At 67.6% G+C, this 15,801-nt stretch carries 16 protein-coding genes and 2 pseudogenes; 6 read left to right on the top strand and 12 right to left on the bottom strand.

From position 1 onward, the window contains the following. Window positions 1-288: 288 nt before the first annotated feature. The 4 genes and pseudogenes from ACH4FH_RS31295 to ACH4FH_RS31310 form a co-directional block, all read right to left on the bottom strand. The gene (locus tag ACH4FH_RS31295) at window positions 289-1,185 is read right to left on the bottom strand and encodes a geranyl diphosphate 2-C-methyltransferase (protein ID WP_398559321.1); all 897 of its coding nucleotides are present in this window, start codon (window positions 1,183-1,185) and stop codon (window positions 289-291) included. Between the two features lie 4 nt (window positions 1,186-1,189). Next, entirely contained in the window at window positions 1,190-2,506 is a 1,317-nt protein-coding gene (locus ACH4FH_RS31300) for a family 2 encapsulin nanocompartment cargo protein terpene cyclase (protein ID WP_398559322.1), read from the bottom strand. A gap of 97 nt (window positions 2,507-2,603) precedes the next feature. Continuing rightward, window positions 2,604-3,158, bottom strand: a pseudogene (locus ACH4FH_RS31305) (Crp/Fnr family transcriptional regulator); the annotation flags it as partial. 1,074 nt (window positions 3,159-4,232) lie between these two features. Beyond that, window positions 4,233-4,445, bottom strand: coding sequence for a DUF4287 domain-containing protein (locus tag ACH4FH_RS31310; protein ID WP_398559323.1), 213 nt, complete (start codon window positions 4,443-4,445; stop codon window positions 4,233-4,235). A 270-nt stretch (window positions 4,446-4,715) separates the two neighbouring features. Here ACH4FH_RS31310 and ACH4FH_RS31315 point away from each other — a divergent pair, with 270 nt between their 5' ends. Continuing rightward, on the top strand, window positions 4,716-5,030 hold the full coding sequence (locus ACH4FH_RS31315; protein ID WP_398559324.1) for a hypothetical protein: 315 nt from the start codon (window positions 4,716-4,718) through the stop codon (window positions 5,028-5,030). Window positions 5,031-5,075: 45 nt separating this feature from the next. Here the strand turns inward: ACH4FH_RS31315 and ACH4FH_RS31320 are convergent, their stop codons facing one another. After that, window positions 5,076-5,909 (bottom strand): class I SAM-dependent methyltransferase, encoded by an 834-nt coding sequence (locus ACH4FH_RS31320; protein WP_398559325.1) that lies wholly within the window; start codon window positions 5,907-5,909, stop codon window positions 5,076-5,078. 66 nt (window positions 5,910-5,975) lie between these two features. On the opposite strand from ACH4FH_RS31320, the gene ACH4FH_RS31325 reads away from it, so the two are divergent. From ACH4FH_RS31325 to ACH4FH_RS31335, 3 genes and pseudogenes are all read left to right on the top strand, one after another. Then, window positions 5,976-6,554, top strand: a complete 579-nt coding sequence (locus tag ACH4FH_RS31325) for a TetR/AcrR family transcriptional regulator (RefSeq protein WP_398559341.1) — start codon at window positions 5,976-5,978, stop codon at window positions 6,552-6,554. A gap of 137 nt (window positions 6,555-6,691) precedes the next feature. Beyond that, entirely contained in the window at window positions 6,692-7,414 is a 723-nt protein-coding gene (locus ACH4FH_RS31330) for a phosphotransferase (RefSeq protein ID WP_398559326.1), read from the top strand. A gap of 148 nt (window positions 7,415-7,562) precedes the next feature. Then, window positions 7,563-7,941 (top strand): annotated as a pseudogene (locus tag ACH4FH_RS31335) (hypothetical protein). A gap of 501 nt (window positions 7,942-8,442) precedes the next feature. Here the strand turns inward: ACH4FH_RS31335 and ACH4FH_RS31340 are convergent. The 6 genes from ACH4FH_RS31340 to ACH4FH_RS31365 all read right to left on the bottom strand — a co-directional run bounded on the left by ACH4FH_RS31340 (window position 8,443) and on the right by ACH4FH_RS31365 (window position 12,557). Beyond that, window positions 8,443-8,853, bottom strand: coding sequence for a RidA family protein (locus tag ACH4FH_RS31340; protein WP_398559327.1), 411 nt, complete (start codon window positions 8,851-8,853; stop codon window positions 8,443-8,445). Between the two features lie 249 nt (window positions 8,854-9,102). Then, a complete protein-coding gene (locus tag ACH4FH_RS31345) occupies window positions 9,103-9,303 on the bottom strand; it encodes an SCO3870 family protein (RefSeq protein WP_398559328.1) in 201 nt (66 codons plus the stop codon). A 210-nt stretch (window positions 9,304-9,513) separates the two neighbouring features. After that, window positions 9,514-9,933, bottom strand: a complete 420-nt coding sequence (locus ACH4FH_RS31350; protein ID WP_398559329.1) for an SgcJ/EcaC family oxidoreductase — start codon at window positions 9,931-9,933, stop codon at window positions 9,514-9,516. Between the two features lie 286 nt (window positions 9,934-10,219). Further along, on the bottom strand, window positions 10,220-10,591 hold the full coding sequence (locus tag ACH4FH_RS31355; protein ID WP_398559330.1) for an iron chaperone: 372 nt from the start codon (window positions 10,589-10,591) through the stop codon (window positions 10,220-10,222). A 99-nt stretch (window positions 10,592-10,690) separates the two neighbouring features. Further along, a complete protein-coding gene (locus ACH4FH_RS31360; protein ID WP_398559331.1) occupies window positions 10,691-11,953 on the bottom strand; it encodes an MFS transporter in 1,263 nt (420 codons plus the stop codon). Continuing rightward, a complete protein-coding gene (locus tag ACH4FH_RS31365) occupies window positions 11,934-12,557 on the bottom strand; it encodes a disulfide bond formation protein DsbA (RefSeq protein WP_398559332.1) in 624 nt (207 codons plus the stop codon). Before ACH4FH_RS31365 ends, ACH4FH_RS31360 begins: the two co-directional genes overlap by 20 nt. 40 nt (window positions 12,558-12,597) lie before the next feature. Between ACH4FH_RS31365 and ACH4FH_RS31370 the strand changes: the two genes are divergently transcribed. Together ACH4FH_RS31370 and ACH4FH_RS31375 are read left to right on the top strand one after the other, a co-directional pair. Next, window positions 12,598-13,098 (top strand): MarR family winged helix-turn-helix transcriptional regulator, encoded by a 501-nt coding sequence (locus ACH4FH_RS31370; protein WP_398559333.1) that lies wholly within the window; start codon window positions 12,598-12,600, stop codon window positions 13,096-13,098. A gap of 155 nt (window positions 13,099-13,253) precedes the next feature. Continuing rightward, window positions 13,254-14,921, top strand: coding sequence for a protein kinase (locus ACH4FH_RS31375; RefSeq protein WP_398559334.1), 1,668 nt, complete (start codon window positions 13,254-13,256; stop codon window positions 14,919-14,921). Between the two features lie 72 nt (window positions 14,922-14,993). On the opposite strand, the gene ACH4FH_RS31380 is transcribed toward ACH4FH_RS31375, so the two are convergent. After that, window positions 14,994-15,801: RNA-guided endonuclease InsQ/TnpB family protein (locus ACH4FH_RS31380; RefSeq protein WP_398559335.1), on the bottom strand; the 808-nt coding region annotated here is incomplete at its 5' end.

The raw sequence follows: 15,801 nt of genomic DNA on the forward strand, positions 1-15,801 counted from the left end.
GCGCTCCACGAGTAGGGCGCCATGCCCTGGCCGCCTACGGCAACGACGCTGCCAGGGCGGTGCTGAGGTCGTCGTGGCGCAGGGGTAGCAAGCGCCGCGGGGTCGTGTTGAGCGCTCGGTCGGTCCGCCAGAAGGAAGGGGGCCGGCGTCGATGCACTACGAACGAACCAGGTCAACCCTCCCGCCCGGCTGTTGGAGCTGAGCAGCCATCCGAGGATGCCGTCCTGGCGCTCCCCCGAAAGGGCCGGCTCATCGGGTGATGGGCCGGCCCTTTCAGTTGGCGAGCGGTCAGACGCGGTCGGCTGCGATCAGGAGGTACTGGAAGGAGCCGTCCTTATAGGAGTTGATAAACGCCTCTTCGATGCCGGTGACCAGGGAAGACGTTGCCCGCAACTCCCAGTAGGGCAGGGTCGCAGGAGTCAGGTCGATGACGGCCTGCGGTACGAGACGGTTGTCGGCCATGGCGCGCAGGTACTCCCGGCGGGAGTGGATGTTGCACTCGAAATGCGCGTTGATCTGGGACACCCACTTCGAGGGCTGGCCGTAACGCGGGTTCCAGCAGCCGGTGATGGTCACGTAGCGACCGCCGACCTCAAGGATGCGGGAGTGCTCGGCGAAGAGGTCGTGCAGGTCGACGTACATACTCGACTCGTTGTTCCAGGAGCCCGCGGCCTGCCCCGTCTCGAAGGGCGTGTCGAGCATGTTGCATACGCGGGCCCGGACATGGTTGTCGATGCCGAGTTCGTGGGCGCGCTGGTTGGCGAAGTCGGCCTGCTTGGCCGACAGGGTGACGCCCTCGACCTTGCATCCGAATCGCTGGTGGGCCATGACCATCGAACCACCCCGGCCGCAGCCGGCGTCCACGAGCGTGTCGTCACGCCCGATGGAGCCGAGGTGGTCCATGAGGACTTCGGCCTGCGCCGACTCCAGGCGGTGGAGTTCGGCGATCAGCTTCTTCTCGTACTCGCTGTCTCCGGCCTTCCCGAGGGCGGTGTGGTCGACGTCGCCGATGCCGTAGTGGTGGTGGTAGAGCCCGTCGACGTCGCCGAGGCGCAGGTTCACGGGCCTGGCCTCCTGGTCCCAGTAACGTGCGATTTCACCCTGGTAGGGCGACGCGGGGGCGGGGATGAACGCGGAGGTGCCGTTGATGGTGCTGAACTCGGTGCTGGTCACAGATAAGTCCATTCTCTTACCAGAAATCGGGCAGGCTGTAGCGATAGGTGTTGGTCTGGTGCCAGTAGTGGTTGCCGTCGACCCATGCGGCCACTCCCCGCAGGAAGCGCTGCACGCTCGGCACGGGGCAGGCGGCGGCCAGGGCGGCGGCTTCGGCTTCGAACTCGTGCATGAGGTCGTTGTGGACCTCGACCGCCTTGAGGTAGGCCTCCCGGTCGGAGACGCCCTCACGTTCGGCGATCACCACGGGCAGGTTCAGGTGCCGGCCCGGGCTGTTGAGTTCCTTCGTGTATGAGTACAGGTCGTTGACGATGGTGGTGGCGTTGCCGGCGAGCGCGATGACCCGCTGCATGGCGGGCTGCGAGTGCAGATCCGCCGGGAGTTCGTAGCCGCCGATGGTGTCGGTGATGGTCGGGCAGGGGCGGAAGTTGTTGAACTGGCGCATCGCCAGGTACTCCCACACCTCTGGCATGTGGTCCGTCTGGGCCCAGGCGGCCTCGGCGAGGTACCCAAGGTGCAGACGGGCCATGTCGTGCCGGAACCGGTCGACCTGGGAAGGGGTGCCCTTCTGGAGGAAGTACTCCATGGCGGACCGGTAAGCGCGCCGAGGGGCGTCCGACTGGAGCGACTCCGCCCAACCCGGCTCGTACTCCTGCGTGGTGTGCAGCGGGTCGAGCGCCGTGTGCGCCAGCAGAAGGCGGCTGCCGAGGCCGATGGGCGAGCCGCCGTGGTCCTCGCAGTAGCAGTCGTCGACCGCGTTCTCGGCGACCATCAGCCGCGTGGCGACCATCAGGTGCTCGATGCTGGGCGCGTCCGGATGGCAGGCGACCATGTAGCGGCCGACGGAGAAGCCGTCGAACTGGTCCTCCCACTCCGGGGGGTACACCTCGGCCTCGTCCACCGCCCATTCCTTGATCCTTCGGCTGACCTCCTCGACTCGCGCCTGGTCGGGCTCCGGCACCGGGTGGTAGTAGAGGCCGGGGATGGGATTGCCCTCCACCGGTGTCTCGGGGGCCGGAGGTGCCAAAGGCTCCTCGCGCCGGGCCAAGTGCAGGCTCGCCGTGCCCAACCCACTGGGGCCACGCAGGATCCGCTCCAGGGCAGCGTTCGTTGTCCTCACCGCGGCAGCACCCTCCTCCGCGTGCTGAGCGATCAGGTCGCCATCCGAGCCGTCCTCGGGTACGGACACGTCTACGGGAATGGCCCCCGCTGCAGCGACGGGCCCGGAGGGCGGGCCGGGTGGGGCGCCTCCGACTGCGACTTCGGCGGCGTGGGTGTGGGCATGGGCCCCGAAGCGGGCCTCGATGCCAAGCAAAACCCCGGGATCGGGCATCCGTAGCTCCTTGGTGAGGTGGGTGGGCTGTCCCGGATCCCGGGCGTGCTGCCCAGCCCGGGAAGGTCCGGGCCGTGGTGGCCGTCTGACGGGGGCTCTAGTCGCGTCTGCGGGCGATCTGCACGTTCTCCAGCACGCCGAACGCGTCAGGCACCCGGATGGCGGCGGAGTAGCACGGGGTGACCGGGTACGAGATGACCGCCTGCTCGTTGATGCCCATGAAGCGCACCGATGGCTCTGGCTCGTACTCCCCCGGTGGGCCGGTCTGGCGCATACCGGCCGGCCACTGGCTGTCCTCGCGGTTCGCATGAGGAACTCTGGGCTGGTGGTCTTTCATGCCCATGGGAACTTGATGCAGGACAAGGTCGGGCCCAGGCTGGGCGTGTCGCCCGCCGAGGTCGACGTGGTGCGGATCGCGCACGCGGGCGTCGAGTTCACGCTCTGTCGCTGCGGCCGTCCTGGGGTGAGCGAGGAGGTACTTGGCGCCGCGGCGGAGGCAGAACTGCTCGTCTGGATCGTCCCGAGTGGGCGGGCCGGAGTGGGTATGAACCCGCTGCTCGAAGGCTGCGTTGTGGAACAGGGCGAACCAGCGGTTGCTGATCAACTCGTGCTCCTGGCGCTCGCGCAGCGCCTTTCTGGCGCCCCTGAGCTGCCCCTAGGTATCGCGATGTCGGCCCCGCCGCAGCCGCGGTGTGCAGCCTGGACTGCCGAGGCGGCACCAGCTGCGCAGCCGGGCTGGTCTCAACGGTCATCGGGCTAGCTCTCCTTCAAGAGGTTGGCGATCTGCCTACATGACGTCAAACGACGAAAGTCGAAGGACGAAGGGCGAGAAGGATTTCGAATATCTGGTAATCGAGAACGAATATCTGAGAATCCGTTCAGGCACGAGGAAACAGTAACGGCCGGCACACCTGGCTCGCCCATGAGGCCATTGGAGTTACCTCGATGCAGTGACCTTGCTCCGTACCGGGTTTATCCGGACGACCGATGGCATTCGGACTATGTGGCTGAGAGCACGTTTCACGCACGTCAGGGGCACCCCCTACCGCACTCGCCTCTGAAGCTCTCAGCTTGATTTGACGGCCCACCAGTCAGGAATCAGGCACCAGGCAGCCAACACGCATGCTGCGGCAACAGGAGAACCCTCACGACTCCAAGGCCAGCGTCGGCCTCGGCTGCCTCTGCGACCGCCTGCGATGGCGGGAAGGTCCTCCTCGACGTCCGGACAGTGGCGAATTCGGCCAAGTTCATTGCGGAGGGCGGCCCTTGGCTCAGGACTTAGGCGCGGCTCGTTCAGGGATGGGCCGGCAGCCGGAAGGTCATACCTCCGTTGCCTGCGGAACACGCGCCCAGATGCTCCTCCGCTTGGCACCCCAGCACACGGCGAACGCCTTGGTGTGGGAGGAATAGCTCAGGGGGCCATGGGGAGTTCCGCCCGCATAGCCTCGTACGAACCCAAAATCCTCTGCACGGGGCGTTGTTGCAGGTCCAGAGCTTGGTCGCGGCCAGAATCCCAGGTTCAGCGCCATCGGCCGGGGAAGTACGCCCCCGCCGGTTGCCGAAGGCGTCACGGGCAGGGGCCGGGCGACTACACCGCAGTGGTCAGCGTCGGATCTGGAAGAGGATGGCCACGCGGTGGAGTGTGGCCTGGTAGGCAGGGGCGGGCTTGTCGGTTCGCATGGGCAGGCCGCGCCACCGTTTGAGGCCGCCCTCGGCCGCCGCCTCCCTATTTCCCGCCAGGCTCTGCCAGGGTGTGGGCCACGAGGGCATTGGCGTGGCCGTGTCCCATGCTGTGTTCGGCCTTGAGCCAGCTGACCAGCTCCATGTGCTTGGTCAACGGCGAAGCACGAATGAGGTTCTTCCACTCGACTATCGACCGGCCGTACTTCTTCTCGATCGACGGGAAGTAACTGGCGGGCCCCTTCAGGGTTTCAGTCATTGCCGCAGTGTGGCACCCGCCACTGACAGCGCCGCAGACACAGGACTGCGGCGCCCCCAAGGCTGGTGGGAGCGACCAGGGCCCGTCAGTGGTGCAACGGTCAGCGACCGTGGCGTGGCGGAGCCCAAGCGCGGCGGCGTCGAAGATGACGTATGGGGAATGGTTGAACGGTAGATCGGCGGCTGCGCAGGCCGAAGTCGTCGCCGTCAGGGACGAGCGCACCGGGCGTTATCCGCAACGGTTGTCAGACGTGCCCGCCATCATGAGCTGATGAACACGTGGATGCGCTGCTATTGGGACGAGGAAGACGTCTGGTTCTACTTCGAGTTCGATGCCGAAGGCTGGGTGACTCGGCAGGTCGAGCTCGAAGGGCCTGAGCTGACCCCGATCGCAGCTGCTTCCCTCTCGGAGTGGCAGCGGGCCTGCGACACAGGCAGCCTCAACGAGTACGACAACAGATACGGGATCACAGCAGAACTGCCCGTCTCAGAGTGGGAAGGCCACGCCCCTGAGCCGCTGACCTCCGAGGAGTTCGAAGAGGTCTGGAACACCGCCCGTCGACAGATCGCAGCCCGACCCCGCTGACGGCCTCGATACCGGTGAGGCCGCAACCCGCTGTAAATCTCCGGGTCAGGACGTGCCGGTTCGCGTCGCGGTGACCGCCACCGTGGCGTAGGGCATCGTGAAGTTGCCGCCCATCCCGTCGATGGCGGCCCCGACGCCGTCCAGCACCTCCGCAAGCTTGTCCGGGGGGAGCCGGGTGAAGGCGCCCTGGGTGGGTATCTGCTCCAGCCACGCATCACGGGTGTAGGAGCACTCCCAGTCGACTCGCCAATGTTCCGGATCGCTGAACCCGCCCACCTGCCGCATCCCGTCGGCGATCCGAGTGAACTGCGTCTGGTAGATGTCCACGGCCGGCCGCGTCATCGCCGCCCGGAAGTTGAACAGCGCGTCAGGCATCACCCGTTCGCAGACGGCGGCGACGGCTTTCGCCAGGTCGGGCGGGGGCTGGGCCACGTGCCAGAAGGGTGCCAGCAGGCCGCCGGGCCGCAGTACCTGGCCGGCCTTGGTGGCTCCCGCAACCGGGTCGACCCAATGCCAGGCCGTCCCGGCGACGACCGCGTCGAATTCCCGCCCCGCAGGGTCCCAGGCTTCAAACGTCGCGATCTCGGCCTCAACCCCGGTCTGCCGTGCCAGTTCTGCCATCCGCGCGTCGGGCTCGACCCCGAGCACCCGGCAGCCGGCCATCTGGAACTGCCGGGCAGCGATGCCGGTTCCGCAACCGACGTCGAGGACGTCGGGCCCTGGGATGCCGGCGACGATCCGCCTCACCAGGGCGTCGGGGTAGCGGGGCCGGGCCCGGTCGTAGCGTTCGGCGTCCGTGCCGAATGACTCGGCTATGTCTCGGTGCCGATGGGGCTCGCGCTCGGGTGGGCGCGCTCCTTCAGGCGGTAGAGTGGGCATGCGCCCACTCTAGTGGGCGCATGCCCACTCTTCTAGGGTGCACCTGGCCAGGATGAGGAGATGACGGTGCCGACAGGGACAGCCCTTCACGATGCGCGCGAGCAACTGTTCGACGCCGCCGAGCGCGTTCTGCTCCGGGAGGGGTCGAGCGCGTTGACCAGCCGAGCCGTCACCACGGAGGCAGGCTGCGCCAAGGGGGTCCTGCACCGGCATTTCGCCGACTTCGACGCCTTCCTCGCCGACCTCGTCATGGACCGCATCACCCGGATCGACAACCAGGCCGCCGCCCTGCGCGACTCCGCAGGGACCGGAACCGTCGCCGACAACCTGACCGGCGCGCTGACAGACCTGTTCGGGCCGGTCGCCGTGGCGATCGTCGCTCTCGTCACCTCCCGAGACGGCCTGCGCGCCCGGTTGCGTCAGGCCCGGGTGGTCGGGATCCCGATCATGACGGAAGCCACAGCCATGATCGCCTCCTACCTCTCGGCCGAGCGCGAACTGCGCCGCATCGCACCGGACGCCGACATCGACACCCTCGCTCCCACGCTGGTCGGGGCGGGACACCTTCTGTTCGCCGACCGGAAAAGCACGCCGCCGGATGCCGAAGCCGTCCGCAAGGTCGTGATGACGGTCATCCGCCCCTGAAGGGGACAACGGGACAGCCGTTAACGCCATGGGAGGGGTGGTCTTGGCCGCTTGCAGCACAGCGATCCGCTCGCCTGCTGCTTCCGGCCGGCCGTGAGGTCGGCGGGCCACCCGGCAGGGTGCCTATGCTGACGCGCATGGAACAGGAGCTGGAGATTCCGTTGACCGGGGGCCGGATCACGCAGGGAGTCGTCCGTGTCGGGGACACGGTGCGCCGGCCGGTCGGGCCGCACTCACCGTTCGTGCACCGACTGCTCCGGCATCTGGAGGACGTCGGCTCCGACGCCGCGCCGAGGCTGCTCGGTACCGATGCCAAGGGCCGCGAGATCCTCAGCTTCCAGCATGGTGAAGCCCCCACCGACTTCCGGGCCCGTGACTGGTCCTCCGCCCAGATCACCGCCGCGGCGCAGCTGCTGCGCCGACTGCACGACGCTACCGCCGGCAGCCCGATCGCGGGTGGCCAGGAGACCGTGTGCCACAACGATTTCTCCCCGCTCAACGTCGCCTTCGTCGACGGCCTTCCTGTCTCCGCCTTCGACTTCGACCAGGCCGCCCCCGGCCCCCGCACACGAGACCTCGCCTACGCCGCCTGGCTGTGGCTGCTGGGTGCCGACATCGACGTCCACCTCGACCGCCAACTGGCCCTCCTGCACACGTTCCTCGACGCTTACGGGCTCCCGGACGAGGACCGTCGGGGATTCGGCGGGCGCATCGCGGCCCGGGTCGAGGACGAGCGCGACTTTCATGCACGCGCCGGACGCGTCGGGGGCCCCGGCTCCTGGCTGCACCTCGAGATCGCCTGGCTCCAGGAGCACGCCGACACCATCGACCGAGCCCTGGACCAGCAGCTGACGGGGTGACCAAAAACCGCCCTCAAAGCAGGGATGGGAGGGCGGCGCGACCGGCGACGTGGCCCCGCTTGTTGGCACACCCCGGGACGGAAGCGCCCAGAGATCCCGATGCCGACCGGCCTCTCGGCCCTGCCGGGCTTCTTGGCATCATCTTGGCATAGCCCCAGTTCTTCCCCACACCATCCGAACCGTGGACACCGACCAGCTCCTCGACCAGAGGAGGCCGCCACATGCGGCTTCAGCCAACGGCTCCCGGTGGACTGGCTGCGGGAACACCTCGCCGCAGAGCGGACGCACTACTTGTTCCCCACACTCGTGCACCGGCTCAGCCACCGTCCCGAAGTGTCGCCGCAGTGAGGTGCCAGCTGCTGCTGACTGTCAGGACCGGCGAACAGATTTGGGGTCTGCTCGACGTTCTCCCCGGGACCTTCGACACGCTTCCCGAGACCTTGGACGAGGCGTCCAAGAAGGACATCGTCAGTCGCATCGAGCGAGCCGAGACCCAGCGTGAGTGGGTAGAGCGGATGACCGCTTGAGCGGCTCCCCGATCGGCACTTACCAGTACCCGCTTCCCCGCGCCGGGCACGCACATGGCCGGCAACACAGGACACGGGTGGCAGACGTCTTGGAGTGCCGTCGGCTCATTCACCGGAGCCACGGGGGTCGTGTGACGGAGAGGGCTCGCAGATCTGATGGGCAGTCGGGTCACTGCCATGTGCTCTCACCTGACACCACCAGGCGCAGGCGCCGCGTCCCTGGCTCAGCATCCTGCGCGGACCCAGCCTCAGCTGTGAGCGCCTCAGTGTTGGGGAAACCCCGAAGAACGGCGAGTGCTCGCGCCAGGGTCTCCCCCGTGACCGCCATGCGGACACGTGCGAGACGTTCAAGTTCAAGATCCGGCATCCTCGTAGAGTAAGCAGGCCCCTGGCCCGCAACCCGCGCAGTGGAAACTTCAACCACTGACGCTGCGATCACTACTGCACTCCACGGCAGTCGCGCTTGAGTGACCTGCTACCGGCGAGACCGAGCACGAGGGCTCAAGAATCGAGCACGGCGGCGACGGCCTCGATCTCGACGAGTTGGTCCTCGTAGCCGAGCACGGTGACGCCCATCAAGGTGCTGGGGACGTCATGGTCCGCGAACACGTCCCGCACTACCTGCCAGGCAGCCACCAGGTCCTCCCGCCGGCCCGATGCGACGAGAACACGTGTACTGATGACGTCCTGGAGGGACGCACCTGAGGCGGAGAGAGCAGCCCGCATGTTCTCGACGGCTTTGGATGCCTGGCCGGCGTAGTCCCCGATCGCCGCCGTGGAGCCGTCGTCGTTCAGCGGACACGCCCCGGCGAGGAAGATCAGGCGTGAATCGGCGGGCGCCGTCGCCGCGTAGGCGTACTCGGCGATGTCGGACAGGGAGGCGGAGCGGATCAATGTAATGGCGCGAGCCACGGTTGTCGGTCCCTTCGCGTCGGGTGTCGAGCGCGGACATCCTGCCAACACGCCGTTGGCTCCCGCCTCCCATTTTTCGCCGCCACCCGGCAGCGCCGTCATCCTGCTCGACAGTCACGAGCCCAGTGATCGCCACTGGCTCCGGACCCCACCGACAAACGCTTGTCGAAGGGTTGTCTCGCAAACTTGTGGAGGGCACGCGACGGCCGCCGGGGCTGATGTCCCGGCGGCCCTCGGTGTCTGTGGAACTCAGTCCGAATTCGCCTGGCGGTGGCGGACCCACGTCACGACCGTCAGGCACGCAGTGGTCCACATGACGACGCTGGCAGTGGCCACGGAATCGACGTACTGCTCATAACCGTCTGCCCGCAACTGGACCGCGAGGAGGCCCAGAACCGTCCCGAGCCCCGCAAGCGCGGCGGACAGGGTGGCGAAGGGAGGCTGTGTCATTCCATCTCCTTTGAATTGAGCCGGCGTTGATCGTCGAGTCTAAAGGCGAACGCGTAACGCTGTGATTGGTCTTGGCCAAGGGCCCAGGTTGCGTACCTGAGTTGATTGCCTGTCAGCCCGGAGGTTGCCATGGCACACGGCAAGCCCTCTCCGGGGAGCCCCTACCTCGCTTGTCTCACAACTCGCCCTCCCCGTACGGACGTTGCCATGTCACGGGGCGAGCACCTCTGTGTTCTGGCAGGCGACCAGGCGCCACTGCCCGTCCTCCTTGGCCATCACGTAGAGCGGGGTGCCCGCGTTCCCGATCGGCTGACCTTCCAGGGTCGAGTACTGTGCGTGCACCTTGACCGCGGCGACATCGGGGCGGATGAACAGTACGTGCACCACCTCGTAGGTGGCCGTCGAGTCCTTCATGGCACCCGGCAGCACCTGGTGAGTGAAGGCGGAGATCTCATCGCGACCGGTGAGAGCCTTGCCATGACCCGTCGTCCAGATCGCGTCGGCTCTGAACAGGCTGACGAACTCCTCGGGCAACTCGTTCTGCTGGGAATGCTCAAGCCTGGCGATGACCTGCTTGATCTCTTCGATCTCGGCTTCCTGCGTCTGCGGGTCAAGAAATGTTGTCTCCATGCCGTTCATCATGGAACCTCAACCTGACTTGAGATCAAGGGGTCAAGTCCCTACGCGTACCCCGGGGGCCGGCGAAGGACGACGGGCGGCATCGGACGGGCGGCATCCGCCGAGGCAGTGAGGGGCCTGGTGACGTGCCTGCTGCCGCGATTGCCAGGGTGTTCAGGCGGTGCCGGGCGGGGGCATAAGGCCGGGCTACAGGGTCATGCCTCCGTGGAGGAGACCGACGACAGCCCGACCTGGACTGCGATGGCGGCCAAGAAGCCTTGCCTCCTGCTCATGGCCGTCACATCCACAGCACGCCGTCGTTCTCGTGCTCACGCACGCGGAACGCAATCATCTGGCGCAGCAGGTCGCCCGGCACCGGCTGGCCGTAGGGGAGCTTGACCGAGCCCTTGCCGGTGGCGAAGCCGGCGAGTTCGGAGTCGAACGCCTCGCGGGTGCTGGGCGTGAACACGACGTTCGCGTGCTTCGCGTGGCCGCTGAGCATGAAGAGGATCGTCCCGGACGGGTGCACCCACGCGGGGTTGCCCCACTTGATGGCCTCGCTCGCTTCGGGGACCGCCTCTTTGGCCAGCGCGTGCACGTGCTCGAGCAGCTCGCGGCTCTCCCCGGCGAAGCTGCCGATGTACTCATCGATCGTCTGCGGCTTGCCCATGGCTGAAGTGTGGCACGGTCCACCCCCGGCCGCCGCGGCCGGAGAAGGCGTTCTCCAGCTCGCCAACCTGGCGATGCCGGGGGTGAAGGCCGTCGGTCATCAGGTCGTGGTCTCCTGAGGAACGGTGGTGGTGACGGCGATTTGGTGGGTGCTGACCACGTGTGCCGGCAGCACCCGCTCCGCGTACAGCAGGATCGCCGCGCCGGTCAGGACCATCAGTGCCAGAACGGTCCACAGTTGCCATTGCCCGGCGTCGAGCAGGAATCCCAGCAGCAGAGGCGCCGTGGTGCGGCAGACCGACCAGGACAGCTGGTAGATCGACAGGTACCTTCCGCGCAGGTGATTGGGCGCGGCCTGGACCGACAGGCCCTGCGAGGGTGCGGAGTGGACGAGCTCGCCTGCGGTGTAGAGGACCGCGATCGCCAGGACGGCGACGGTGGCGTCGGCGCCGCTGATGAGGTGGGGAAGGGCCGCGAAGGCGGCGAAGGAGAGCGCGAAGATGACGGCGCCGAGCGCGGCCGCGCGGGTGCGCCTGCCCCGCCTGGTCAGGCGGGCGGTCGGGACACCGAGCGCGGCGACCAGGGCGGTGTTGACCGCGAATACGGTCCCGGCCAGGGCGTCGGGCATGCCGATGTCGCGGGTGAGAAAGACCGGCAAGGCGATGGCCTGGGTGGTGTAGCCGAAGGCGATCAGGAAGTTGGCAGCTGTGATGAGCAGGTAGGGCCGGTCGGCAAGCACCTGCCGGTACCCGTCCCGTGTCTCCTCCGGCCGCCTGTCGGCGCCGTGGACCGGCGAGATCCTGGCCACGAGCGCCGCGGCGATGGCGAAGACCGTGGCCAGGACCACCGAGGCGCCGATGAAGCCGGCGCTGCCGTTCACCGCGAGCAGGCCGGCCGCCGCCAGGCTGCCGCAGCCCATGCCGGCGTTGCGCAGGCTGCGGTCCCACGCCAGCAGCCGGTCACGCTCGGCGCCTTCGGCGATCTCGCCGATGAGAGTGTGCTGGCTGGGCGAGGTGGCCCACATCCCGACCGCTACCACCAGGGCGATCGCCAGGAACGCGGGGTAGGAGTCAGCGAACGGGTAGGCGGCGAAACCGGCCGCTCGCAGCGCGAGCGCGACGATGAGCACCCGCCGGCCACCGAACCGGTCGATGAGGACGCCCGTGACGGGCATGAACGCCAGCGCGCAGAGCCCGGCGACGGTCAGGCCCGCGCCGATCGACGTCAGCGACAGGCTGGTGAGCGAGTGGATGAACAGCATCGTCAGTGGCACGTATATGCCGTCGCCGATCGAGCTGACGAGGCTTGCCGCGATGAGGCGGCGGCGGGTGCGAACGCCGGGGTCAGCGGAAGTCGAGCGCACCGCGTCCCCGCTTCAGCTCGGCGAACGCTCCCATCCCGGCCAGGGCCCGAGTGGCCCGGAACAGCCGGATCGCCTCCTCGCCCTTCGGTATGGAGGTGAGGACGGGGCCGAAGAAGCCGGCGCCGTCCACGGTGATGACGGGCGTCCCGGCCTCTTCGCCGATCGCCTCCTGTCCGGCCTGGTGCCCGGCGCGCAGGGTCGCGTCGAATTCGTCGGTGTGAGCGGCCTTGGCCAGTGACGCGGGCAGCCCCAGCTCTTCGAGGGACTCGGTGATGACCACGTCGTAGTCCTTGTTGCGCTCCCTGTGGATGCGGCTGCCGAGGGCCATGTAGAGGTCGCGCAGGACCGCATTTCCGTGGAGAGCCTCGGCGGCCGCGCACACCCGGGCCGGGCCCCAGGCGCGGTCATTGAACTCGCGGTACCAGGGCTCGAGTTCGCGGTGCTCGTTGAGCACGGACAGGCTCATGATCCGGAAGTGCAGGTCGATCGGCTGAAGCCGTTCGACTTCGAGGAGCCACCGGGAGGTGACCCAGGCGAAGGGGCAGGCGGGGTCGAAGTAACAGTCCACCGCCGCCGCGGAGGCTTGCGAAGCAATATCTTCCATGGAAGGTAAATTATCATCCGCGGAAGATACAATGGAAGTCATGCAGCCCGACTCCATCGCCGCCATCGTCGACCAGTGGAAGCGCGAGAGGCCCGATCTCGATGCGACACCGATGCTCGTCATCGGCCGGCTCTTCCGACTGACCGACGCACTGGACCAACGGCTACGCCCGCCCTTCGCCACCGCAGAGCTGGGAAGCGGCGACTTCGACGTACTGGCGGCACTCCGGCGCTCCGGGGCGCCCCACGCTCTGTCCGCGGGCGAGCTCAGCCGCACCGTCCTCGTCACCACCGGCGCGATCACCAAGCGGGTCGACCGGCTCGAAGCACGTGGCTTGGTCAGCAGATCCGTAGCAGAGACCGATTCGCGCGGACGTCTCATCACCCTCACGTCCGAGGGCGTCGAGCTGACCGACGCGCTCATCGCCGTCCACCTGGACAACCAGCGTCGGCTTCTCGCCGGGCTCAGCGGGGAGGAGCAAACTCAGCTTGCCGGCCTGCTCGAACGACTCGCCTCGACACTGGCCGCAGGCGATCGATAACCCGCACTGCCTCTACGACACCAAGCCTCCGACTCACCTGGAGACCTGGCCTCCTGACCGGATGGCGCACCTGCGCAGCCGGCCCGGTGGTGGCGAGCGAGAGTGTGGGAGACGCGACTTCTCTCGCTGCCTGAGGCGATGTGTATGTTCTGCCTGTGCGCTATGACGAACAGCAGCTGATCACTGGCCGGTACCGCCTGGAGGAAAGGCTCGGCCGCGGGGGGATGGGAACCGTCTGGCGAGCGTGGGACGGGCTGCTGCAGCGGATGGTCGCAATCAAGGAACTGCACCTGCCGGGAGACGGCACCGAGCATGCCGACTTGCCGGCACGGGTTCTGAGAGAAGCACGTGCTGTCGCCCGCGTGTCCCACCCTCACGTGATCGAGATCTTTGATCTCGTGGAGCACGACGGGCTGTTGTGGATCGTCATGGAGTACGTCGACGGACCGTCCCTCGCCGACCAGCTTGCCGCGTCGGGGAAGATGCCGCCGCAACAGGTCGCCAGGATCGGTCTGCAGGTGGCCGGCGCGCTCGACGCCGTACACGCCGCCGGGGCGCTGCATCGGGACATGAAGCCCGCCAACATCCTGCTACGCCCGGACGGCAGCGCCGTGCTCACGGATTTCGGCATTGCGGCATTGCGAGAAGGGAGCGTGCACACCGCGGCGGGCGGGGTGCTCGGTTCGGCGGAGTACATGGCACCCGAGCGCCTTCACAGCCGTCCCGCCGGCCCGCCCAGTGACCTCTTCAGCCTGGGCGGCACGCTGTGTGCTCTGCTGACCGGGGCGTCACCCTTTGCCCGTCCGACTGCCGTTGCGACCATGCACGCGGTCGCCTTCGAGCCCCCCTCGCTCGCGCTGCCGGCAGGATCTTTGCGCGAGGTGCTGACGGGTCTGCTGGAGAAGGACCCGGAGGATCGGCCGACCATCGACGCGGTGTTGCGGGGGCTTGATGCCGTCGCCACCGGCGGCCCCTTGTCGCCGACTCTGCGCCAGCCGCGAAGTGAACTCAGTCGACGGCGTCGGGGCTTCCCGCGCTGGGCCGTCGTCGGCCTCGTCGTGTGCGTCGTTGCCGCAGGCGGCATCGCGGCATACCAGGTGAGTACGTCGCCCGATGGACGGACCGGCGCGCCTCAGGCGCAGGTGGATGCCGTCATGGCCACACCGGACGGGGACGGGGAGTATTGGCTCTTCTCGGGCAGCCGGTACACCAAAGTGCAGGTGGCGGACGGCCAAGGGCGCCGAATATCAGGGCCGGCTGAACTGGCGAGCTGGAAGCGGAGTTTCGGGGGGCTGCCGCGCTTCACCCACCGTATCGACGCCGTGATGCAGACTCCCGACAACAAGAGTCGGTACTGGGCCTTCTCCGGCGATCAGTACATCCTCATCGAGATCGCCGATGCAGGTGGGGCGAGAGGACGGCTGTCCGACCCCAAGCCGCTGAAGTCGTGGGCGAGCTTCGCGGACTTGCCGGGGTTCTCACACCGCATAGACGCCGTCATGCAGAGTCCGGACAACCCCCATCACTACTGGGTCTTTTCCGGCAACCGGTACATCCTGATCGACGTGTCCGACGGGAGCCACACGGACACCCTGGTGACGGGCCCCCGCCCTCTGAAGGAGTGGAGGAAGAGCTTCGGCGACCTTCCGCGTTTCTCCCAGGGCATCGACGCGGCCCTGCAGGATCCGGACGATCCGCATCGGTACTGGGTTTTCTCCGGTGGTCAGTACGTCGTCATCGACGTCGCCGAGGGACGGCAGGCCCGAGGCAGGATCAACGGGCCGAAGCAGCTTGACGAGTGGATGGCCGCGAAGTCAACTTGACCCGGCCCTAAGGACCGGGCTTGGAGGTAGGGCGCCACTGGCGGTGACGGGGCCTCCTCCGTCCGGACACCCCTATGGGGTGGCAGGGACGCGTGACTCACGCCCCGCCGTCCACGCAGCCTCGCCCTTGCGCGCGATGTTGCGGGAAGCATTCCGGTCAGCGTGGGCAACGACCCCGCAGTTCCGGCAGATGAAGAGGGCTTGGCTTGCCCGGTTCTTCTTATCGGTGTGGCCGCACTCGTAGCACTGCTGCGAGGTGTAGGCGGGATCGATGAAGACCACGGGCACGCCGGCCCTGCGGGCCTTGTAGACGATGAAGTCTCCGAGCTGGGCGAAAGCCCAGGAGTGGAGTGTGACCCGTTGGGGCTTGCGGAGCCGTACCCTCTGCCGGATTCCCCTGAGTTCCTCCAGGGAGATCCCGGACGAGGTGCGTTCAGCCTCGGTCACGATCGTCTTGGCGATGATGTGATTGGTGTTGGCGGCATGCCGCTGCTCTTTGCGCGCGCGGGCCTTGAGTCGCCTCTTGGCAGACTTGGTGCCCTTCTTCTGGAGCTTGCGCCGCAGGTCGAGCTGCCGCCTACGGTGCCGGTTCAAGCCCCGCCCGGCGGCCGTATAGCCGGTGGACGTGGTGGCGATGTTGGCGATGCCGAGATCCACGCCGACGAAACCGTCGGGCTCGTACTGCTCGGCCTCGGGAATCTCGCAGACGGCGATGAGGTAGAACACGCCGTCCCGTTCGATCATGTCGGCTTCGCCCTTGCGGTCCTCCCGCAGGGTCTTGAGCACATCCGAAGAGCAGGCGAAGCGGACGTTCTTGATCCGTCCGGCCGTGGTCCAGATGGACACCGTCTGCGCGTCGTACTGCCAGCTCAAACACCTG

The sequence above is a fragment of the Streptomyces sp. NPDC017993 genome (assembly GCF_044328065.1).
Lineage (GTDB): Bacteria > Actinomycetota > Actinomycetes > Streptomycetales > Streptomycetaceae > Streptomyces.

Coding starts and splice junctions, on each gene's coding strand:
- ACH4FH_RS31295 (WP_398559321.1), bottom strand. CDS start 1,185: ATGGACTTATCTGTGACCAGCACCGAGTTCAGCACCATCAACGGCACC.
- ACH4FH_RS31300 (WP_398559322.1), bottom strand. CDS start 2,506: ATGCCCGATCCCGGGGTTTTGCTTGGCATCGAGGCCCGCTTCGGGGCC.
- ACH4FH_RS31310 (WP_398559323.1), bottom strand. CDS start 4,445: ATGACTGAAACCCTGAAGGGGCCCGCCAGTTACTTCCCGTCGATCGAG.
- ACH4FH_RS31315 (WP_398559324.1), top strand. CDS start 4,716: ATGAACACGTGGATGCGCTGCTATTGGGACGAGGAAGACGTCTGGTTC.
- ACH4FH_RS31320 (WP_398559325.1), bottom strand. CDS start 5,909: ATGCCCACTCTACCGCCTGAAGGAGCGCGCCCACCCGAGCGCGAGCCC.
- ACH4FH_RS31330 (WP_398559326.1), top strand. CDS start 6,692: ATGGAACAGGAGCTGGAGATTCCGTTGACCGGGGGCCGGATCACGCAG.
- ACH4FH_RS31345 (WP_398559328.1), bottom strand. CDS start 9,303: ATGACACAGCCTCCCTTCGCCACCCTGTCCGCCGCGCTTGCGGGGCTC.
- ACH4FH_RS31350 (WP_398559329.1), bottom strand. CDS start 9,933: ATGGAGACAACATTTCTTGACCCGCAGACGCAGGAAGCCGAGATCGAA.
- ACH4FH_RS31355 (WP_398559330.1), bottom strand. CDS start 10,591: ATGGGCAAGCCGCAGACGATCGATGAGTACATCGGCAGCTTCGCCGGG.
- ACH4FH_RS31365 (WP_398559332.1), bottom strand. CDS start 12,557: ATGGAAGATATTGCTTCGCAAGCCTCCGCGGCGGCGGTGGACTGTTAC.
- ACH4FH_RS31370 (WP_398559333.1), top strand. CDS start 12,598: ATGCAGCCCGACTCCATCGCCGCCATCGTCGACCAGTGGAAGCGCGAG.